Annotated in this window: 22 protein-coding genes, 2 tRNA genes and 1 pseudogene; 4 read left to right on the plus strand and 21 right to left on the minus strand. The window is 55.2% G+C overall.

Annotation, left to right across the window (positions count from 1 at the left end; genetic code table 11):
- Window positions 1–157: 157 nt before the first annotated feature.
- Window positions 158–415, minus strand: coding sequence for a hypothetical protein (locus ABWV33_RS19640; protein ID WP_353333197.1), 258 nt, complete (start codon window positions 413–415; stop codon window positions 158–160).
- A gap of 130 nt (window positions 416–545) precedes the next feature.
- Here ABWV33_RS19640 and ABWV33_RS19645 point away from each other — a divergent pair, with 130 nt between their 5' ends.
- Window positions 546–3,503 carry a hypothetical protein gene (locus ABWV33_RS19645; RefSeq protein WP_353333199.1) on the plus strand — a complete coding sequence of 986 codons (2,958 nt, stop codon included), beginning with the start codon at window positions 546–548 and terminating at the stop codon, window positions 3,501–3,503.
- Window positions 3,504–3,620: 117 nt separating this feature from the next.
- On the opposite strand, the gene ABWV33_RS19650 is transcribed toward ABWV33_RS19645, so the two are convergent.
- The 9 genes and pseudogenes from ABWV33_RS19650 to ABWV33_RS19690 all read right to left on the minus strand — a co-directional run bounded on the left by ABWV33_RS19650 (window position 3,621) and on the right by ABWV33_RS19690 (window position 8,669).
- Window positions 3,621–3,695: transfer RNA gene (locus ABWV33_RS19650), tRNA-Phe, on the minus strand.
- A gap of 79 nt (window positions 3,696–3,774) precedes the next feature.
- Window positions 3,775–3,957 carry a DNA gyrase inhibitor YacG gene (locus ABWV33_RS19655; RefSeq protein ID WP_353333201.1) on the minus strand — a complete coding sequence of 61 codons (183 nt, stop codon included), beginning with the start codon at window positions 3,955–3,957 and terminating at the stop codon, window positions 3,775–3,777.
- Window positions 3,954–4,976 carry a ribonuclease E/G gene (locus ABWV33_RS19660; protein ID WP_353333203.1) on the minus strand — a complete coding sequence of 341 codons (1,023 nt, stop codon included), beginning with the start codon at window positions 4,974–4,976 and terminating at the stop codon, window positions 3,954–3,956. Before ABWV33_RS19660 ends, ABWV33_RS19655 begins: the two co-directional genes overlap by 4 nt.
- Window positions 4,973–5,551 carry a Maf family protein gene (locus tag ABWV33_RS19665; RefSeq protein WP_121996559.1) on the minus strand — a complete coding sequence of 193 codons (579 nt, stop codon included), beginning with the start codon at window positions 5,549–5,551 and terminating at the stop codon, window positions 4,973–4,975. Before ABWV33_RS19665 ends, ABWV33_RS19660 begins: the two co-directional genes overlap by 4 nt.
- Window positions 5,552–5,561: 10 nt before the next feature.
- Window positions 5,562–5,780 (minus strand): translation initiation factor IF-1, encoded by a 219-nt coding sequence (gene infA, locus ABWV33_RS19670; protein WP_005978431.1) that lies wholly within the window; start codon window positions 5,778–5,780, stop codon window positions 5,562–5,564.
- 83 nt (window positions 5,781–5,863) lie between these two features.
- Window positions 5,864–6,742, minus strand: a complete 879-nt coding sequence (locus ABWV33_RS19675) for a carbon-nitrogen hydrolase family protein (protein WP_353333205.1) — start codon at window positions 6,740–6,742, stop codon at window positions 5,864–5,866.
- Between the two features lie 420 nt (window positions 6,743–7,162).
- Complete coding sequence (locus ABWV33_RS19680; RefSeq protein WP_353333207.1) at window positions 7,163–7,420, minus strand: hypothetical protein; 258 nt, start codon at window positions 7,418–7,420, stop codon at window positions 7,163–7,165.
- 135 nt (window positions 7,421–7,555) lie between these two features.
- Window positions 7,556–8,203, minus strand: a pseudogene (locus tag ABWV33_RS19685) (tripartite tricarboxylate transporter permease).
- A 154-nt stretch (window positions 8,204–8,357) separates the two neighbouring features.
- A complete protein-coding gene (locus ABWV33_RS19690) occupies window positions 8,358–8,669 on the minus strand; it encodes a type 2 periplasmic-binding domain-containing protein (RefSeq protein ID WP_353333209.1) in 312 nt (103 codons plus the stop codon).
- 331 nt (window positions 8,670–9,000) lie between these two features.
- On the opposite strand from ABWV33_RS19690, the gene ABWV33_RS19695 reads away from it, so the two are divergent.
- Window positions 9,001–9,411, plus strand: coding sequence for an FAD-binding oxidoreductase (locus ABWV33_RS19695; protein ID WP_353333211.1), 411 nt, complete (start codon window positions 9,001–9,003; stop codon window positions 9,409–9,411).
- Window positions 9,412–9,783: 372 nt separating this feature from the next.
- On the opposite strand, the gene ABWV33_RS19700 is transcribed toward ABWV33_RS19695, so the two are convergent.
- The 8 genes from ABWV33_RS19700 to ABWV33_RS19735 all read right to left on the minus strand — a co-directional run bounded on the left by ABWV33_RS19700 (window position 9,784) and on the right by ABWV33_RS19735 (window position 15,238).
- Window positions 9,784–10,242 (minus strand): arsenate-mycothiol transferase ArsC, encoded by a 459-nt coding sequence (locus ABWV33_RS19700; RefSeq protein WP_113822822.1) that lies wholly within the window; start codon window positions 10,240–10,242, stop codon window positions 9,784–9,786.
- Between the two features lie 6 nt (window positions 10,243–10,248).
- Window positions 10,249–10,728 (minus strand): UPF0262 family protein, encoded by a 480-nt coding sequence (locus ABWV33_RS19705; protein WP_113822821.1) that lies wholly within the window; start codon window positions 10,726–10,728, stop codon window positions 10,249–10,251.
- 118 nt (window positions 10,729–10,846) lie between these two features.
- Window positions 10,847–12,148 (minus strand): histidinol dehydrogenase, encoded by a 1,302-nt coding sequence (hisD, locus tag ABWV33_RS19710; protein ID WP_353333213.1) that lies wholly within the window; start codon window positions 12,146–12,148, stop codon window positions 10,847–10,849.
- Between the two features lie 61 nt (window positions 12,149–12,209).
- Entirely contained in the window at window positions 12,210–12,713 is a 504-nt protein-coding gene (locus ABWV33_RS19715) for an anthrone oxygenase family protein (RefSeq protein ID WP_353333215.1), read from the minus strand.
- 70 nt (window positions 12,714–12,783) lie between these two features.
- Complete coding sequence (locus ABWV33_RS19720; RefSeq protein ID WP_353333217.1) at window positions 12,784–13,293, minus strand: GNAT family N-acetyltransferase; 510 nt, start codon at window positions 13,291–13,293, stop codon at window positions 12,784–12,786.
- Window positions 13,294–13,335: 42 nt separating this feature from the next.
- Window positions 13,336–13,812 carry a DUF2948 family protein gene (locus ABWV33_RS19725; protein ID WP_353333219.1) on the minus strand — a complete coding sequence of 159 codons (477 nt, stop codon included), beginning with the start codon at window positions 13,810–13,812 and terminating at the stop codon, window positions 13,336–13,338.
- A complete protein-coding gene (gene murA, locus ABWV33_RS19730; RefSeq protein WP_353333221.1) occupies window positions 13,809–15,077 on the minus strand; it encodes a UDP-N-acetylglucosamine 1-carboxyvinyltransferase in 1,269 nt (422 codons plus the stop codon). Before murA ends, ABWV33_RS19725 begins: the two co-directional genes overlap by 4 nt.
- A gap of 5 nt (window positions 15,078–15,082) precedes the next feature.
- A complete protein-coding gene (locus ABWV33_RS19735) occupies window positions 15,083–15,238 on the minus strand; it encodes a hypothetical protein (protein WP_162930571.1) in 156 nt (51 codons plus the stop codon).
- An 84-nt stretch (window positions 15,239–15,322) separates the two neighbouring features.
- On the opposite strand from ABWV33_RS19735, the gene ABWV33_RS19740 reads away from it, so the two are divergent.
- A tRNA-Thr gene (locus tag ABWV33_RS19740) sits at window positions 15,323–15,397 on the plus strand.
- Window positions 15,398–15,918: 521 nt separating this feature from the next.
- Here the strand turns inward: ABWV33_RS19740 and ABWV33_RS19745 are convergent.
- Window positions 15,919–16,113, minus strand: coding sequence for a hypothetical protein (locus ABWV33_RS19745; RefSeq protein ID WP_353333223.1), 195 nt, complete (start codon window positions 16,111–16,113; stop codon window positions 15,919–15,921).
- A gap of 149 nt (window positions 16,114–16,262) precedes the next feature.
- Here ABWV33_RS19745 and ABWV33_RS19750 point away from each other — a divergent pair, with 149 nt between their 5' ends.
- Complete coding sequence (locus tag ABWV33_RS19750; protein ID WP_353333225.1) at window positions 16,263–19,940, plus strand: calcium-binding protein; 3,678 nt, start codon at window positions 16,263–16,265, stop codon at window positions 19,938–19,940.
- Window positions 19,941–19,977: 37 nt separating this feature from the next.
- Here the strand turns inward: ABWV33_RS19750 and ABWV33_RS19755 are convergent, their stop codons facing one another.
- A complete protein-coding gene (locus ABWV33_RS19755) occupies window positions 19,978–20,538 on the minus strand; it encodes a hypothetical protein (protein ID WP_113822814.1) in 561 nt (186 codons plus the stop codon).
- Between the two features lie 80 nt (window positions 20,539–20,618).
- On the minus strand, window positions 20,619–20,864 hold the full coding sequence (locus ABWV33_RS19760) for a MoaD/ThiS family protein (protein ID WP_121996597.1): 246 nt from the start codon (window positions 20,862–20,864) through the stop codon (window positions 20,619–20,621).
- Window positions 20,865–20,866 lie beyond the last annotated feature (2 nt).

Consider the following 20,866-nt stretch of genomic DNA (forward strand, 5'->3'; position numbering starts at 1 on the left):
TCGCCCGGTATTTGTTCCGAACATATCGTCCAAGACCGACACGCTGACTATTGATCAGGCTGTTGGAAGTGAAGCGGAACCAAATATCTGAGTCTTTTCAATTGGTCCGTATTCGGCTCTGTCTGCAAACACTGATTTGGGTGCCGTGTGGGTGGGTTTACTCATCGGCTAGAGCGCCTGTGGCGTCGTTTTGAACCCATCCCTTTTTATGGAAGTGACGTAGGACAATAGCACGGTTGTACAGAGGAAAGCCGATCCACAGACCGTTGGCCGTGATCAGCGACAAGATCGACCACAGGAACATACCCTTGAACAGATAATACAGAGGACCGAATAACAGACACCACAGCCTATGCCAGTTGCCCAAGATCACCTTGCGTTGCCCATTGAAGGTCCATGTTGCCTCGATTGTCATGTCATATTCTCCTGTAGTAAATTGTGGTCTACGCTCAATGCGATAAGGAAATTAGGGGCCCGCGTCAGGCGTAACCCCAGCGCCACTGGCTGCCCTCAGCGTGATGAGCGCAGGGACTACGCAGAAATTGGTGCTCACGGCGCTGCTGGCTCATTGTAACGCCGCCGCGCGGGCGTATAGCTCTAGCGTGCTCGACAGTCTCTGCTACCTGTTTTTTTCTGCGAAACGCTCCGATGTCCTATTGGTACTGAATTCGTCTGATCTGCCAAATAATGAGTTTCTATTCGCTTGCGAGCTTCACGGTGGCGTCGCTCACACTTTGTCGGAATTTTCGGAAGAAGACATCCGGGAAATCCTTGAAAAATGCGGAGTGAGCGACACAAATTGGGCAAAGTACACCCATTTGGTATCTGGGGGCGGTCATCCTCAACTTGCCATGGCGTTCATTCAAAGCATGACTGCATCTGGCTGGGACACTTCAGAGTTTCAAACTCTAAACGCTTTGTTGCAAGGATCACCAGCCGTTGAGGACGTAAGGAAACGAACGCGCGAACGTTTACTGAACGACCTACCTCCACCAAGCCGACAACTCCTCGAACGCCTTTCTCTTAAGACAGGTGATTTTTCCAGAGAGCTTGCCCTTGATCTAGGGAAAACTAAGCCAGCAATCGCGGATGCGGGAATCATTCTAGAGACACTGACTGGCTCGTGGGTGGATCAGCAAGAAGGTAATAGATTTGGCCTGTCACCCTTACTAACTGGCTTTGCTGCCAAAACGCTTGGTGCAGACGACAAGAAACAAATAGAAAGCGCAATCGCCGAGTCTTTGACGAAAAGTCACGAGCTCGACGTTGTCGATATGAACTCTGCCGTTCTCGCTGCTTGGACGAGTGAAAATGAAGGCGTTCTTCTGAAACTCTGCATGGCGGTACTCGGCTCTGATTTTTCAGAGCTGGAAATGCTCGCGCCTCACCTCTCAATGTTCACTCTATTCAGGACGGACAAGATTGCGTATCCAGCGAACGCGTCGCTCAGCCACATGTTCAGAGGTGCGCAGGTTCTGCTCTTAAACCAAGATAGCGATTCACCCGATAAGCTTCAGGATGCGTTGCATTGTTTCGCTAGAGAAGCCGCGAGCGTTGAGCATGAAGAGATGCGCGCAGGAATGAACTTACTCGTCTATTCAAAACTACTACTTCAGACGTCAAAGGCTGGATTGAGCGCAAGCTTCACAGATGTCGTTCTTCAACTCGATCGCATATTAGAGAGCGACCTGCTTCCGGTGGACATGCTGCAAGGCGCACGAAGTTTTGAAGAGGAAGGTGTCACTGCAATTGGGTTCATGTTCATGAACCAAGCACGGCAACTAAAAAAAATTCAAGATTTGCGCTGTGTTTTTGATTTTCTTGATAGTGCCTCACCCAAATTTCGTTCGAGACTACTAGCGCCTTTCACCCATGATGATTTCGAAGTGGACATGCTTGTGTCGGGGGCTTGGCTACGTGAGCATGATAATGAAACCATCGACTCACCGGTTCACAGCGCAATCTTTGCGCGATTGGAGGGACAGGCCAGTAGTTGGGGTGAAACTGATCTTGCTGTGTGCTGTCGCAAGTACCAGGCCATCATATTGGACGAGTACGGAAGCGACAAAGAAGGTGCACTCTTAATTCTCGACGAGGGTCTTTCGAAATTTGGTCAGACGAACTCTGAACTTGTGCGTGCAAAAGCAAAAGTTCTTTATCGTTCAGAAGATCACAAAGAAAGCCTAGCGCTGTCAAAAATGCTGATCGAGAGTGATGCGCCTTTAAGCGAAGTTGAGAAGGCTTTTCTTGGACGGGACGCTGCAATCAGCGCCGAGAAGCAAGGCGATTTTAAAACAGCGCGTCGCTATTATCTCTACGGTAGTGATGCTGCGAAGAAGTCTAATCTTCCTGATATGACTGCAATGCGCGTGGGGCTGTTGGCTGATGCCGCGCTGGCAAGTTGGCATGACGGTGATAGGCAAACCTGCTTGCAAGACTTTGTCGCCGTTCTTAGTGAGTTGAGTAAATTCAGGCCTGATGAGACATTGCGTACCGCTCACTGTCACGCAGTCGTTCGGCATGTCCTTCTTTGGCTTGATCAAGACGCAACAGGTGAACAACGTCTGCTTGAAAATAACGAAGAAACAAAGATATATCCCGGCTGTGTCAGTAACCCAGAGCCACACCCGAAAATAAAAACAAGATTCATCACTCCGATTGAAATGGCTTGGTACATGCTTACCACGATCGAAAATCATGCGTTTCTGGATGTAGGGATCACAGAAAACTTAGAGCGCTTTTTGCCAGCCGGGCCGGTCCTTGAGGGACAGATGCTTTTGGGTTCGGCCAAAATGCAGAAGGCTATGGCACTACTGGATACAAAGCTATTCATCAGCGCTTTGCGCGACACGAATTCTTACTTCTCGTTCGTCCAGTCGAATGGCACAATCTCCGGTGGCCTTGACGTCAAGAATGTAACTTACAGCACATTCCCTTTGGCTACGGCTGAACAGCAAGCAAAACTAAAAAACCTAACTGAGCAGTTCATTCTACTCTTTTGCGCCAACTATTTGTTCCAAGGCAACGCCCTTGAGATGTTGGGGGCGGTTAAGGAAATCTCCGAGGCATCAGGCTTTTCGGTACGACCAGAGGTTTTGGATCGACTGCAAAGCGAAGGGCCTACGCCGGATTTCCATACTGATTTAGCAAAACTTTTGTTCATGGAAAGGCTCGTAGCTACAGGGGAGCAACAAGGGACACCTCGTCAGGTTTTCGAGGTTGCATTCAAGTCATTGCAAGTCGCGCAACAGATAGGAAGTTATCGAATTATTGCAGACAGTCTCGTTCTGTGGCTCGAACAAAGGTGGGCATTTGTCTGGGAACGTCAACGCTTTCTGCTAAGTCGTCCCTCACTCCACGAGACTAGTATCAAAACAGCTATGAACAATGAAGTTGCGTCACCCGAAACTATGGCTGCCGAAATCTTGAGTGCCATATTGCCAATGCTCGGCATTGAAAATCAAAGCGAGCTTGAGGCGATTATCGCCACTCTACCCAGATAGCTATCGTTGTATTCAATATCTGGGGTCTTCGACACCCATATGGCACCCAAGACAAATCAGGTGCTTGAAGCCAACAAGCCTACGGTGGAATTTAATAATTTTTTTCATATAGTTAGATGGTGCCCGGGGGCGGAATCGAACCACCGACACGAGGATTTTCAATCCACTGCTCTACCCCTGAGCTACCCGGGCATGGGAACGACTATTGTCGTTGGGTGTGGGCGTTCTATGACTTGAGCGTGACAGTGTCCAGAGGCTTTTTGAACTTTCTTCAATGCGGATGTAAAAGATTTTTTTCCACGGCTTCTGCAGTCTCGTCAAGGTCTTCAAGGTCCTGAGAAGGCACAGCATATGTACCATTGAACCAACTGGCCAAATCCAAATCAGCGCACCGCTTTGAGCAAAACGGGCGATAGACCTGCACCGTCTCTTTATCACATTTTGGGCAAGTCACCGCAGCGCCTCGGTCAGTGCAATACGCCCGCGCTTGCGGATCAATTCATAGTGGCCCAGAGGGGTCCAACCAACGAGGGTTGTGTCCTCGCTATCGGCCCGGAACGCGGCGCGGAGCGTGCTTTCAAATCCACGCCGGTCCTTTTTGGCCATTGGGGCCAAATCAATTGTGATCTGCCCCCCCAATCCGCGCACCCGCAAGGCGCGCGGCAACGCACGTGCACAGGCGAAATTAGCTTTTTGGCCTGCCGCAATGGACGTGTCGCTGCCGGTGTTCACATCCACGGAAACCAACGCCCGTGTAGGTTCGACATAGATATGCCCCCCACCCGCCAGAGGTTCCGAAATGCCTTGAGCCATGTCGAGCGCATCCAGCACGCCATGATCTTCAAAGCCACCGGGCTGCGTGATCACTTCGGCGGGTTCAACCCAATCGCGCCAGGCCAACGCATGCGGACCGTCACCTTCGCATAACAGCGCAATGTCTGCGCCCTGATCGCCCATGACCTGATCGGCTAAATCCGCCATCGCGGCGATATCTTCGGCGATTTCTGCGATGTCTTCGCCGCTACAGGCCGATCGCAGGATCAGGCCGTATTCGGATTCGCCCATTTCCGCATTGGCAACTTCGAGCAAACGATCGCGTTCGTCATCATCGCGAATGCTGCGTGAAATGTTCAAGCCGGGCGCGTCTGGAGTGACGATCGCGTAACGGCTTTTGAACAACACCTTTTGCGTGACTGGGATCGCTTTGCCGGGCTCTGCATAGCCGGTCACCTGAACCAGCAGCATTGCGCCGGGGGCCAAACCTTTGACCTGGCGTAGGAAAGCAGGCCCGTCGGGAGTTGTCATAAACATCCCCCCCTGCCCTTTGATCGGGCGATCCGCGCGGGCGCGATAAATCGTGCCAACCGCAGGTGCGTCGCCGGCGATTAGAAAATCATCAAGTTGACCATCCACCATCAAGGCCGCTGCAGGGCGGTCATTCAAATGATCCAGAACAATAGTGCGACCTTTCATGAGGTCTCCTTGTAAAGCGGATAGCCAGCGGCCTGCAGCAAACCTGCGGTCTCTGCCAACGGTAGGCCAACGATACCGGTAAATGAACCACTGATCCATGGGATGAAGGCCCCGGCCGGACCTTGTATAGCATACCCGCCTGCTTTGCCTTGCCAATCATTGGTTGCAAGATAGGCGTTGATTTCGAGGTCAGACAGGCGTTTGACTTGCACTTGGCTAACCACTGCACGTTCCCAGATCTTGTCGCCGCGCCGCACGGCAACAGCTGTGATGACACGGTGGCGACGACCTGACAGAGCGTGAAGGAATGCAGCGGCTTCGCCTGCATCTGCAGGTTTGCCGAGAATACGCCGCCCCAAAGCGACAGTGGTATCTGCACAAAGCACCACATCATCGTTATCCGCTTGAACCGCCGCGACTTTCTCACGCGCGATGCGCGCACAATAGGGGCGTGGCAGCTCGGCTTTTAGCGGATCTTCGTCAATATCAGGGGGGCGCACGGCATCGGGCTGCACGCCAAGCTGCGCCAGCAGGTCCAGCCGTCGCGGGCTGCCCGATCCGAGAATGAACGCCATAGAGGTGGCGTTACTTAAAGCGGTAGTTGATCCGACCTTTGGTCAGATCGTAGGGGGTCATTTCGACCTGCACCTTGTCGCCAGCCAGAACACGGATGCGGTTTTTGCGCATCTTGCCTGCCGTGTGTGCGATGATCTCATGGCCGTTTTCCAGCTCGACCCGAAACGTCGCATTGGGCAGGAGTTCCTTCACGACACCGGGAAATTCGAGCGTATCTTCCTTGGCCATGTTCTCTCCAAATTGGTTTCACCCGCCATTGTGCGGGATGTGCGCCTAAATGGGCGCATTCCACCTTGAATTCAAGGGCGCAATCACAAAAGGGAGCAATTAGTCACGGATTTGGCGCGAGGGTTCTGTTCTTCCCAGTGGGTTGCGTTCAAAACCACGCCATCTGCGCGTACATGGGCGATGGCGGCGGGGTCAACGTCAGCGTAGGTCCAGCCGGATTGACCCAACGTGCCTTCGGCCAAAACGCCGGTCATGGGGAAACCTGTGTCGGGGGGGCCAAAGATCCCGCCCATGCCGGTGGCGACCTCTACGGATTGAGACCAAGGCGCTGCGCCCACAATCGAGGACATCGCCGTCACGCATTGGTTTTCCAGCGCCCGGGACATGGCCCCAATACGCACGCGCCAATACCCCGACAGGGCCTCGGTGCAGGACGGGACCAGAATGATATCCGCCTCTTTCAGCGCCCGCCCCAGAAGTGGGAATTCGCTGTCATAGCAGATCAAGACCCCTATTTTCCCCAAAGCAGTATCAAACACTTGCAGGCCATCGCCACCCACAACACCCCATGGGTCACGTTCAAAGCGGGTCATGATTTGTTTGTCTTGATAACCACTTACACCGTTCGGGGCATAAAAGGTCGCGCGATTGACCGGGCGGCCATGATCGGCGTTCACCGGAGCAGAGGCACCCAGAATATGGACGCCGTGCTCTGCTGCAAGGGTCTTGTGCAACTGGTGCACGGGCTCCATCCGGTCAGACACGGCATGCATGGATTGCTCTAGATCGGCGGCCATATCGGCACCTGCGAGGGTCGACAGCTCCATCGCGCCGTATTCCGGAAAGACCAGAAGATCAGCCCCCTGCTTGGCAGCGTCCCCAACCCATTTGGCGATCTTGTCCTCGTACTGTGCCCAGCTGTCGAGCCAGTCGAGAGGGTATGCGGCGGTGGCGATTTTCATCTCAATTCTCTCCCCTAAAGTGATCGAAGTTAAGACCAAAGGCGCATCGGGACGCAACGGGGAATAGACAGTTTCGTGAGCTGGCGGCGAATCAGAGGTTAACGCCGTTGTTTTTCTGGGTTTGGTCAGGGTGACATACGTGCACCTTACGTGCACCCGGCGTGCACCCCCTGTGCACCAAAATCCAAAACTGTTGCGGATTAACAGGGCGGCCGGTGGAATAGGTGGCTTTAAATAAATCCCAAGGACAGCGCCTACCACCGGGGGGTTCAAAACCTCTGCGCCGAGAAGGTCGGGCGCCAAGCGGCGGTGCTCAGGGCGTATCAACGCGCTCTAAAACATCGCTCACGATCCGCAGGGGGAACCCTTTTCTGGCCTTTCACTTTGGTGGCTTTACCCATGACAGGACCAACTGGAACATCAGGCACCCTCTAGAGAAACGGCGCGAGCCTCGCAGCTCAGGGCGCGGGCCCGCAGGGCAACCGTGACCACCCCGAGCAACAAAAACCCAAGAGCAACCGGACACGTGACAAAGATCAACAATCCATTGTCCGACAACAAAAGAGATTGCCTGAACGTTTCCTCGGCTCCTCCGGCTAGAACAAAGGCGATGACAAAATCCGCTGGATTGAATTCCAGCTTTTTCATCAGCCATCCCAGCACACCGGCACCAATCATGACCCAGACCTCAAACAGGCTGCCGCGTGAGGAACAGGCTGCGTCAAGGAACCCGATCAGCGCATAAGCGGCGATGCCTTCTGGCGCGCCTTAGCCCCATTCTTATGTGTTTTTCGCACGCCGTTTCCCTTCGCCCTAGGCGAAAACGGCTGCAATCGCGGACCCAAGCCCCGGCAACATGCCGATAAAGGCCCCGATAAAAGACGACCGGATCACGTGGGGCATACAAGGTTTGAATTCTTCCCACGTCAGACGATTGCGCGCTTTTGATTCATCGGTGTCAGGCGCATCATATTGTTCGACCTTCGCGCCCGGGGTTTCGAGCTGGGGAAAAGACTTCGGCCAAAACGAACATGCCGATCATCAACGCTCCAGACCGATGCTATTCAGCAGCTCAAAACTGCCAAACGTGTAACCTTCTGAGGCTGAAATCGGATCGGTGCCGACCATCTTGATCGACACACCAAGTGCAGCGCTGGCAAGCCCTTTGATCACGGATTTACCGATGACCGATCCGATGACCTCAAAGGCTGAAAAATACGCTGCAAACAGTTCGAGCGGGCCCAATTTCAAAGCAATTTCTGCAATGACCCCAACGCCGACGATCAACCGGATCTCGCCTGTGAAATCACCGATGATCGAGGAAACGGTGGCAACTTTCATCGCGCTGGAAGACAGACCCCGTTGCGGCATGGGATACCCGTCAAGCTGGGTCGCGGCCGAGGCCGCCGTGCCCGGCGTGTTAAACAGGATGGCGGCAATTGAACACCATAGCGCCCCGATTTACCGATCACATACAGAAACGCGGTGATCAAAAGGCCAAGCGGATTGCGCGTGCCAAACATCCACATTGCAAGGGGTGCAACCAGCCCGGTGCCGAGCAACACCTAACCTGCGCCCACACTGACCAAAGAACTCAAACGCCCCGACATCATGTTTAGTTGCTTTTGAGCGCGTTGATCACGGATGTGACCGCGTTTTGCATAGCGCGCACGGCGGCCTTGATTTCGGCACCTGTGCGATAGAGCGGCAGGGTGCCTTTGGCGGTCACAAACTCAGCGAATTCAGGCTCGGCAACGATCTCTGCCACGGCCCCTTCGATGCCGGTAGTAATCTCGGGGGCGACACCTTTGAGCTCATACAAAACGATCGGAGAGCTCACGATTGGGAAATCATAACCCTGTTCGGCAAAGGGTGGCACATCAGAAGCAAGCGCGTCCCGGTCAACAGCCAGAACGGCGGCGCGCACGGTTGAGCCACCTTTGAAGAGACACCAACAGCCTGAAGTCCAACACTGTTCAGGAAGATTTAGCCAGAGACGTGATACGTGCCGCCTTTGCCTGTGTGGGCCCAACACAGCTTGCCCAGCGCAACCTTGGCTGCATCCACAAGATCCTACACGGACCTGATCGGGCTACCGGCGGGAACAGCAAGACAGGCAAAACGGCGAAGAAATGTTGATGTCGCTGTTCGAGCATGGGCTGGAAGAGGGTCTGGTTCAGGACGGTTTGATCGCCCAATCGCAAGGCCAGCGCGCTGAATTCTGAAACGCACGAGAGCATCTTCCTGAAGCGAATAGATTGATTGGCGCGGTCGCGGGTAATGATGTTTCGCTGCCATTGACCCACCTGCCCGAATTCATCGAACAGGCCACTGCCAAAGTTGCTGCTCTTGCGCCGCTGAGGGCCAATTGCTTTGATCATCTGGGAGATGGCAATCTGCACTTCAATTTCTTTTCCCAAAAGGGCGAGACACGCGACGCCTATATACATCTGAAACCTACTATCGAAGACATCGTTCATGACGAGGTCAACAAATTCAAAGGCTCAATCAGTGCCGAACACGGGATAGGACGCACCAAAGCACGGGCATTGGAGCACTACGCCAATCCCGCGAAACTTTCTGCTTTGAAAGCCATCAAAACAGCTATGGACCCCAAGAAAATAGTGAACTTGGTGTTGTTCTTGCACTTTGATGTATCTTCACCTTAGGGACCTAGGGTTATTTATGAAGCTGGCGCCCTGCCCGTTTTGGCAAATGTTCAGTGGATACGCCAACAAACGCTGAACATTGCGCGCCAGTTTTCTGCCTGCCCCCCCCGATGCGTTCTACCAGAGGGCGACGCACTACTTATCAAGAGGCATTTTGAAACACCCAAGCGTTCAAAGGGTAAGTGGGGCTGCTGACAGGTTAAGAATTAAACTCTCTGCCTGAGGTTTTTGATGAACCTGAAGGTACTACGGAAGCGAAGGCCGATTTCCATCGAACATAGTGCTGTGACTAACACGTGGGTAAGGTTGTCATTTAGCGCAAGGCATTGACAGAGAGTGATAAATTTAGAATTCGACCCGACATGGAGCCGATTATGGCGCCTCCGTTGGTTCGCCCCAGCGGTCCTTTAGAAATGTGATGATCTGATCGCGAGTCTGGCGATAGCTGTTTAGCTTATCGTTACGCGACTCGCCGACCCCAGTCGGGTCCATAATTGGCCAATAATCGACATCCAGATGGAAAACGCGGGTCAATTCCAGCGCTCGATGTTGACTTGCGGGGGACAGCGCAACGATCAGGTCAAACGAGCTGAGATCATCGCCCCATTGCTCCATCTCATCAAAGGAACGGGATCTATGACGGCTGAGTTCGACATCCAGTTCTTGGCATACAGCGATGCAGAACCCGTCGATTTCAAGATCATTGTGCACACCTGCGGATTGGACATAGGTATCCATTCCGTAGAACTTTTTCATGATCCCCTCGGCCATAGGCGAACGGACCGCGTTGTGGTCACAACAAAACAGAACCGACTGCGGAAGCGGACCCACCACTCCTTAGCCTCCGAAGTGCAGCACGCAAATCAGCGTGAAGAGACGGCGGGCGGTGTCAGTATCGATGTCGGCTTTACCCTCAAGGCGCTCCTGCAACACGCGGCTGCCTTCGTTGTGGATGCCGCGCCGGGCCATGTCGATGGTTTCGATCTGGCTGGGTGGCATGGTTTTCACAGCGTTGAAATAGCTTTCGCAGATCTGAAAGTAATCTTTCACGACCTGACGGAAGGGGCCTAATGACAGGTGGAATTCCGCTGCTTTTTCAGCCGCTTCGGTCTCGACATCAAAGACGAGGCGTTTCTCTTTGATCGACAGGTTCAGATGATAGGGGCCATTGGGGGCCGTGCGATCATCACGGGTTGGCAGCGCAAAGCTGTTCTCTTCCAACAGATCAAACATTGCGACTTTGCGCTCTTGTTCGATTTCAGGTGTCGGGGGCGGCAGATTGCTGTCGTCCAGTTCGATATGGCTGATGCGGTTCATCGGATGTGGGCCTTGGCCAGAAATGTTTCGCCCATGTCCTACAACACCACACCACAGGGGGCAACGACCCGTTGTGTCGTTGTCCCTGCTGTTGTTTTCCTGCGCCGATCAGGGGCCGTCAGCGGTTCAACGCATCCAGGCGCACGCGCACCGACAGGCCGTGCGCCTCAAGGCTTTCGGATTGCGCCAGACGCTCCGCCGAGGGACCGATTGCGCGCAGGGCGTCAGGGGTCATCTGGCTGAGCGTGGTGCGTTTAAGGAAATCCATCACCGACAGACCAGACGAGAACCGCGCTGAACGGGCCGTGGGCAGGACGTGATTGGGACCGCCAACGTAATCGCCAATGGCTTCGGGGGTGTAGCTGCCGATAAAAATGGCCCCGGCGTGGATGGTCTTTTCGCTTAGGCCAACGGCGTCCGCAACGCAGAGTTCAAGGTGTTCCGGCGCAATACGGTTGGACAGGTGCGCCGCTTCATCCAGATCACGCACCGTGATGATGGCGCCAAAATCGCGCCAGCTCGGACCGGCGATGGCGCGCCGTTGCAGGGTGGTGAGACGTTGCTCGACGGCCTGCGCAACAGCGCGGCCAAACGCTGCGTCATTGGTGATGAGGATCGATTGCGCGCTTTCGTCGTGTTCGGCTTGGCTGAGCAGGTCCAGCGCGATCCAGTCGGGATCGTTGTCTTTGTCTGCAATCACCAGAATTTCCGACGGGCCGGCGATCATGTCGATGCCAACTTTGCCGAACACTCGGCGCTTGGCAGCCGCCACAAAGGCATTGCCGGGGCCGGTGATTTTGTCGACCGGCGCAATACTGGCTGTACCATAGGCCAGCGCCGCAATCGCTTGGGCGCCGCCGATGCGATACACTTCATCCACGCCAGAGATTTGTGCCGCCAGCAGCACAAGCGGATTAACCGTACCATCGGGGGTGGGAACGGCGATGGCCAGACGTTCCACCCCAGCGACTTTGGCGGGAATGGCATTCATCAACACCGATGAAGGATAAGAAGCCAGTCCGCCGGGCACATAGAGCCCCGCCGCCGACACGGCCGACCAGCGCCAGCCCAATGTGGCCCCGCTTTCATCTGTCCATTGATCATCTTTGGGCATCTGACGCGCGTGATAAGCGCGGATACGGTCGGCCGCCAATTCCAGCGCAGCGCGGTCTTCGGCGGAGACCTGCGCCGCGGCCTGTTCGATTTCGTCAGGCGTAAAGGCCAGTGTGTCTGGGGTCAGGTCAAGCCGGTCGAATTTCGATGTCAGCTCGATCACCGCTGCATCGCCCCGATGGCGCACGTCGGCGATAATTTCGGCAACGATTGCATCTACGTCTGGGCTGTCTTCGCGTTTGGCGGACAGCAGAGCAGTAAAGGCGGCTTCGAAATCGGGCGACGTGGTGTCCAGAAACTGGGGCATGCGGCTCTCCTTTGGTCCTCCCTTAACCGGAGCAGCGGCGCGCCTCAAGATTTATGCCGCGTTATGCCGCGCGCTGCGGCAATGCGAACAACCCAAGGCCTGTCAAAAGCAGGGTCAGGCCGGAAAAACCGGTGCGGATCTGATTCCAGACCTGCCATGGGGCGGAATAATCGGACCAAACCTGTTGCGCCTGTTCGGGCGACAGCGGTGTTTCGACCAGAGCCAAGGCTTCGTTCATCGGAACATTCACGGCCATGGTCAGGATCATCCCGCCAAAGAGGTAGATAAGCCCGCCAAGACCAAAGCACAGCGCCGCCCGGGACCGCTGCACACGATAGGCAACAAAGGCGGTGAGCAGCAGAACAAAGGGCGTGCCAAAGAAAGCCTGGGCAAACACGCCATTGCGCACGCTGGCGTTCATGGCTTGCATCGCTTGGATCGCCACATTGGGGTTTGCCTGGTCCAAACCCCACATGGTCGAGCAGACCCACGCATAGAAAAAACCGAAAATAGCGCCTGACAGCAACAGGGACAGCAGGGCGAGAGGAAGCAGCAGAAAACGCATATCCAAAATCCATTATCATCTAAATTTGTCAAAGTAGTACGGGACAACGGGAGAATTCCGTCGGGAGTATCTAGATCTTTTTCTGCATTGGATAGGATGGGCCAAGGGGATCAAGTTCGACCCTTCCAGCAGAGGTCCACCCGTGTTTGACGTAAAACCCCTGTGCGGTTGCGGTGCTGGACAGGTGGGCGGTTCGATGTCCAGCGTCACCTGCGGTGGATTCGAGCCTTGCCAACAGCGCGGCGCCAACCCCTTGCCCCACGGCCTCTGGAGCCACATACAACACAGAGATTTCCCCAGCAGGGGACACCGCCCCGACACCAGCCGCCCTGCCGTTCAGTGTGGCCAGCCAAATTGCGTGCTCTCCGGCGAACCAGCCGCGCAAGGCGTCGGGTGTTTTGTTTGCGGTCCACTGTGTGATGATCTGCGGATCATTGTTGTGATCCGCACCGCAGAGATCCCGGATCGAGCTGCACAGCACCGTGCTGAGGTCAAAGACATCAAACACAGTTGCCGGGCGCAGCACGAGCCCAGTGTTGGGGTGAGCAAAGGCCTGTGCAATACCGCGTTTGTTTTGCATGGCCAGCCCTTCCTTTGCCCCAACAGGGCGATTTACCTAGTGTCAATCGTCGTGGTGCGGAGCCTGGCCCGACGGGGCCTTATAGGGGCGCGTCACATCGCGCAGCGAGACGCCGATGGCTTCAACGTTCAGACGCAAGGCTCCGTCACCTGCCAATGTCAGCAAAATTTGCCCAGCGCCGTCTTCGCCGGTTTCGAAATCAACCGACAAGATCGAAAGGATAACGTCCTTGTCCGAGCGATCCACGCCCTGACTGGAAACGCCCAGCACATTGTCGATCACCAGCAGGGATTGCACCCGCTCAAAGGGGCGATCGCGCTGGCTTGCCGCGTTTTTGTCTTCCCAACGAAAGCGGTTGAGCAGCAAGGCAAAGCGTCGTTCGGACGCGCGCCAGGACATTTCAGTAATCGGAAACACCGCGTCCTGCGTCAGGGTCGAAATCACCTGCAGGTCATCGACGCCCTCGGCCCCGAGGTTCAGAGGCGCTTCGCCGCCTTCGTGGAATGATGCGTCTGTCATTGGCCCGAGATCCTTTCGATTTTTGCGCCGACGGCTTCCAGTTTGGACACCACACGTTCATAGCCGCGATCCAGATGATAGACCCGGCTGACGCGGGTTTCACCTTCGGCAGCGAGCCCGGCCAGAATGAGCGACACCGAGGCGCGCAAATCGGTGGCCATCACGGGCGCGCCTTTGAGGCGTTCAACACCTGTCACGGTGGCGGTGCCGCCGTGCACGTCGATGTTGGCACCCATACGGATCAATTCCGGCGCATGCATGAACCGGTTTTCGAAAATCTTTTCTTCCAGCACGCTGGTGCCTTCGGCGGTGCAGAGCAACGCCATCATCTGCGCCTGCAGATCGGTTGGGAAACCGGGGAATGGTTCGGTTACCACATCCACCGCCTTTACCCGGTCGCCGCGCCGTTTGACGAGCAGGCCGGACTTGGTTTCCGTCACATCAACGCCGCACTGGTCCAGCTTTTCAACAAAGGCGCCAACAAGGTCGAGACGCCCGCCGAGCAATTCGACTTCGCCACCGCAGATCACCGGGGCGAGCATGTAGGTGCCCAATTCGATCCGGTCAGTGACAACCGGATGTGTTGCGCCGTGCAAGCGATCAACGCCATGAACGGTGATGGTTGATGTGCCTTCGCCCTCGATCTGCGCGCCCATCTTTTGCAGGCAATGTGCCAGATCAACGATTTCAGGTTCGCGTGCGGCGTTGTTAATCACGGTTTTGCCTTTGGCCAACGTCGCTGCCATCAGCACGTTTTCCGTGGCCCCAACCGACACGATAGGGAAATCAACCACACCGCCCTTGAGCCCGCCGGGGGCTTTGGCGTGAACATAGCCGTCTTTCAGCTCCATCTCGGCACCCAAAGCTTCGAGCGCTTTGAGATGCAGATCAACCGGGCGCGCGCCGATGGCACAGCCACCGGGCAGAGACACAACCGCCTGCCCTGCCCGCGCCAGCATCGGGCCCAGCACCAGAATAGAAGCGCGCATTTTGCGCACGATGTCATAGTCCGCTGTCAGGTTGTTCAGATCATGGCTGGACATCGCCAGCACCTGTCCGCCCTGCAGGCTGGACACTTCGGCGCCCAGCGATTGCAGCAGCGTCGTCATGGTGGCGATATCTGATAGACGCGGCGCATTGGTCAGCGTCAGCGGTTCATCACTGAGCAGCGTGGCTGGCATCAGGGTCAAACAGGCATTTTTTGCACCTGCAATTGGAATTTGGCCATTTAGCGGGCCGCCGCCTGTTACAAGAATCGAATCCATCTGCCTTACCCCTTACTTTTATCGTTTTGCACCGCATCATCCGCCCGTGCTTTGGCCTGCGTCTTACGGCGACCAAGATTCGCTTTAAGGGCTGCCTTTAACCGATCCTCGCGTGCTGCGTTGGACTTTCCGGGCTTTTTGGGTGTTTTTTGCTCTGCCATACACACTCTCTACAGGAGCGGAAAAAAAGCGTCCAGATACCCCTTGCGCCCTGTTTCGTTTGAGTCTAAATCCCCCCTCACGGCGCTGCTGTAGCTCAGAGGTAGAGCACTCCCTTGGTAAGGGAGAGGTCGAGAGTTCGATTCTCTCCAGCAGCACCATTTACCCCCTTTGTTTACAAATACTTATATCTTCCAGTGCTGAACCATCGCTTCTGGGCATTGTGCGGTATTGCGCAAATTTTCTGTGCAAAACCAACCAAATCCGTGCAAATCCCTTACACGTTTTCTCCGTTCTTTATATGAACGAAAGATTGCCCCCTTCACTGCTGTAGTGCGCTCTGGGCCTTTTTGCGAGGGTGATGCAGAGAGCAGCTCACTCCTGCAGGCAAGCGGTTGCAACTTTGACCAATGTCTGGACGCCAGTCACACCGTGCGTCTGAATGCAGGTGTTTCAAAGTACGGTTGCGCGGGTTCGTGCATGGGCTGATTTGCGTGGAATTTGCCCATGTTCAGGCGTTCGCTGTTGTCGGCCATTCGCCCAAACACAACATCGGCGACAAAGAACAATCACCAAACTGAACGAAACCTGTCTGACACCAGCTTTGGGGTCAATCATACCGCTCCGGTCTGGCTGTATTTCAAGAGGCTTGGAGCCCCATGCGCTTCCCCGGGATCATGATCTACATCAAGGCAAAAAGCTCAAAACATTCTACAATATGAATATCTATAAACCACAGCGCATTTGAAGTGCTGAGGCGAAAAAGACCAACGCCAATGTTGGTTTTAACCGTCGAGTTGATAGCCAGATATTGCCTCCTTAAAGGAGGGTCGAATTCTTGGCTGGCGGCATCAAAGCCTTGAGATTTCTGGCGCATATGGACGCCAGTTCAACTGCTCTTCGGCCTCGGTGTGATCGCTGCAAATTTGATGGAAACACCTCTCGCGGCGTCGGAGTTAGCTCTGCGTCTTCCAATGCCCAGACTTGGGCAAAGTTAGAAATTTGTAACAAGCTAGGAACTGCCAGATGACATATACACTCGCGCCAACCTCAGATGCATTCCCCGCCTACGCCGACCGTACAGGTTCACAATCCCGCTCCGACATTGCGGCGCTTGCCGATGGTGGCGCGATTGTCGTTTACACGCAGAAAACACAGCCCGACCAAAACGTTTATCACTATGTGCATGAAATGTTCGCTCAGCGATATGATGCAAACGGAACGGCTGTGGGGGCGGCCATTTCTATCGATTTGAGTGACAGCGACAATGATGGCCACGGTGGCCCAAGCCTGTACCCTGCTGTGACCGGCCTCGCAGACGGTGGCTATGCCATTGGATGGCGTGATTTTGCGACAAGAGACGCCAAGGTGCGCAGCTATGATTCAGACGGCACCGCGCGCGGCGAAACGATCATTGCTTTGCCCGATCACGATGTCGGGGGTGGGCGCATGGCTGAGGTCCATGCGAACAGTGGCTATTATTCGATCAATGCGCTCGATACGGGTGGCTTTGCGTTTACATGGAACGCGGAATACAGCGGAATTCTGGCGCAATATGGCGGCGCGCAGATAATGTATACGCAAACATTCGCACAAGATGGCACCGCTGTAGGCAGTCCTGTGGCAGTAACGCCTTGGGTTGGCACGGGCAGCTATTCTGTAGACCGCCACAATTGGATCTCGGACTCTGTTGAGCTTCCGGGAGGCAATTACATTGTCCTGATGCGGGGTGGAGAAGGCGCGCCGGGCAATACCAGTGATGACGCCGCAGTTCTTGGGCGTATTTACGACCAGAACGGAAATGCTGTGGGCGCAAGTTTCATGATCAATGAAAACACGCCCGTCTGGAACGAGAGTAACCCGGCGGCCACAGCGATGCCCGATGGTGGCTTTGTCGTCACGTGGCACAACGGAAGCGTCTCGGCGTGGCGCCGTTTTGATGCCGATGGGGACCCCGTAACCAGCAGTATGGTGCTTGATGCCAGCTATCGCGACACCAAGGTTGCCGCGCTGGAAGATGGGGGTTTCTTGATCACCGCAAGATACGTTGCGGGCGGGTCTGTCGGCTATACCACATATGCCCAACGCTTTGACGAGAACAACGAAGCGGTTGGCGACATGTTTGTAGCAACAGAGCGGCGTGCGCCCGATTACGAGACGAATTATTATCATAGTCCGCTTGATCTCGTGACGCTTGGAAACGGCAAGGTCATGGCTCTCATCAAAAGCAGAGCTTTCTCGGACGATCTCAGCGACGACGTGTTGCTTAGGCTTTATATGCCTGACGCGCTTGGCACGAGTGGCGATGACCAAATGACCGCAGCCGTTGGTGGTACGGCGATCTTTGGCCGCAATGGTGATGACTCGCTGCAAGGATCAGATGATGCCGATTATCTGGATGGCGAGGTCGGAGACGACACTGTTAGTGGCGGTCAAGGTGACGACACGCTTGTGGCCGGCGATGGCGCAGATAGCCTTGATGGCGGTGTTGGTGATGATGTTGTCATCGAAGGCGCGGGCAACGACACGATAGTCGGTGGTGATGGTACAGACACGGCCGTGTTCGGCGTTAGGGTTTCTGACGTTACTGTCAGGGGCGCGGCGGATGCGCTGACCATTTCACATACAGGAAGCAGTGACTTGGTGCAGGGGTTTGAAACCTTCGAATTTACAAATGGTTCTTACACCGACACGCGCACCCTGGCCGAAGTTTTGGAACTTCGGAACATGTACGTCTATGGAACAGGTGGCGACGATACGATTGTCGGCGATTTTGGCGAGGACAGCCTATATGGGTCTTCCGGCGATGACGAGATCTTTGGCGAAGCTGGCGATGACTCCATAGAGGGTAGTGATGGTGAGGACCAACTCCGCGGCGGTGTTGGCAACGATACGCTAGATGGTGGGCACGGTAATGATGGGTTGTTTGGCGATGCAGGCGATGATGTGCTGCATGCCGGCAAGGGTGACGATGCTTTGGACGGTGGAGAAGGCAATGACACAGCCGTTTTCTATGGGTTCCCCATTGATGCGCTGGTTGTTGGGGGACCTGATGATGCAATAACCATAGAGTACAACGGCTATTACGACCCTCAGCACAACGTCGTAACAAATGTCGAAACATTCGAGTTCCGGCCCTACAATGACCTGGTCACAGTGATGACCTATGCCCAGATCCTGGACCTCCGGAATCGTGAAATCACTGGCACTGCGGGTGAGGACACTCTCACGGGCAACCACGGTGATGACACCATCCGCGGCCTTGCAGGAAATGACCTTCTTCAAGGCGCAGAAGCCGACGACCTGCTCGTCGGTGGTGCGGATGATGACATATTGCAGGGTGGCAGCGGGAGCGACACCGCCGTTATTGATGCGTCCCTACGCTCCGGCGGCAGTCTATCTGCGATGCTGGGACATGTGCAGGACGGATTGTCGGTGGGAACGTCAGATGGCAATGATATAATCCACAACGACATTGAATTTATCCAGTTCTCGGATGAGACGGTCAGCTTTAGTGACCTTGCTGATTTGGTTCCCCCGACCATCACAGGTACAGCAGCGGCCGAAAATGTCACCGGTACGGCCGCGTCCGAGTTAATCAACGCGATGGACGGAGATGACTGGATCACACCGGGCGGTGGCGATGATACCGTAGACGGTGGATCCGGGCGCGACATGATCAGCTTCTTCAACCTAGCGGATACACCGGGCAGAACGAACACGGATTATCGCCTAGAAATCGACATGAGCGCCGGTTCGGCAGTTAATCACGATGGCAGCGAAAACATCTCGTTTACTAATGTTGAACGTTTGACGTCGACGATCTTTGCAGACTGGATTCGCGGCACTGATGGCGATGACCAGATCCGCGGTCTTGGCGATTACGACTGGATTATTGCGACTGAAGGCAGCGACACGATTGATGGCGGAACAGGGCAGGACATGATTTCCTTCTTTGAATATCAGTCGAACGCTACAAACGTGGTTGCTGATATCTTTTCGTCGAATGGGCTACCACCCACAGGCGCGCAAGCTTCTGGGCTAGTTGTTGATCTCGCCAATCCAAGCAATAACACAGGGCTTGCAGCCGGGCTTAACTTGACCTCGGTGGAGCGGATTACTGGGTCAGGCCGTCAGGACGTATTCTATGGCGACGCGGGACAGAACGACTTTCGCGGGCTTGGTGATTACGACTGGTTCGTCAGTTCGACGGGAGGGCGCGAGCGGTATTTCGGCGGTGATGGCATCGACACAGTGACCTATTTCAATGCATCGAGTGGGATAGTCGCGAACCTTAGCAATGGCGCAACGGTGAACGGACGCGAAAGTGGTTACGGCTCGGGCGGCGACGCAGCACGAGACCTCTATTTTGAAATTGAGAACCTAGTCGGGTCGCGATTTGACGACGAATTGCGTGGTTCAAGTGAGCGCAATCAACTGAATGGACTCGAGGGGGATGACTTTATCTTCGGCTATGGTGGAATCGACTACCTGAAGGGCGGGTTGGGCAATGATCACATCGACGGTGGTGGCGGCTCGGATTATGCACTCTTCGAAGGCAACGCGTCGGACTATTCGTTGACCCGAGGCTCCGGTTCTAACAGCAATCAGATAACGGTCGTGGGCGCTGAAGGCACTGACAGCCTCGTTGATGTGGAATACCTCTCGTTCGATGATGGAGATATCTCAATCTGGAGCCTGTAATCTTGATCCCTTTGCGGGGTGATGCGTGGCCAGATCCTCAGTAACGGCCTGGTTTGCTGAGGCTGAACACCCGTGACGGGAGGGAGCGCACAACCTGATCCTGCACCGGGTCGAGGTTAAAGGCGATCTTGGATCCGAAGGTGAACAAAGGGCAGGTGCGCACCGGCATCGACAAAATGACATAGAGTGCGTCGCGGTTCAGGCTTGGCGGTGTTGGGGCCTGACCTGTTTGGGCCTCGACAGCTGAAAAGTCGTGCACCGAATATCGGGTATGCGCCCTTAGACTCTGCCCCGGTTCCAGCACAATATAGGGGCTGCGAAATTTGTCTGAGGTGGCTTCGTCTGTCGGCGCAACGGTCAGCGGTGCGTCGTCAGAGGCGCGGAACTGTCCAACAAACACCGATGGATCGTTGCGTGACCCCGGCAAACAGACCCGTTGATCGGCCTCATTGTTGATTTCGTAATACACCCAAACTTGCCCGTTCTTGTAAACAGACAGCCCCTCGATCTGGACGCCATAGTCAGCTTGAGCCAAGGCCGGGCCGGTGGCCAGCGTCAGGGCAAGACCCAAAGACAGGAGGAGGCGGGACAAGGTCATAAGGACAGCGATCCGTGATTCGAATGTGCCCTCTCACTTAGAGCGCCATCAGGGGCAACGACAAGCGGGGAATTCCCGAATTAGCCGCCCTTGAGACGTTGCATCAGGTAGATTTCGCTGTCGGGATTGACCGGTTCGGTCAGCCCACTGGCGATGATGCGGCCATCCACAGCCACGGAAACGCCTGCCTCAATCGGAGCCTGCAGTTCCGGATAGGCTTTAACGAGGCCCGACAGGACCTCGCCAACGGTCGAGGCCTCAACCTCGACCACTTGTTTGCCGCCGGTCAGTGCCCGAAGGCCTGACCAGAGGTTTACCTCAACCATCC

The organism is Phaeobacter sp. NW0010-22 (genome assembly GCF_040365955.1).
Taxonomy (GTDB): Bacteria; Pseudomonadota; Alphaproteobacteria; order Rhodobacterales; family Rhodobacteraceae; genus OMPR01.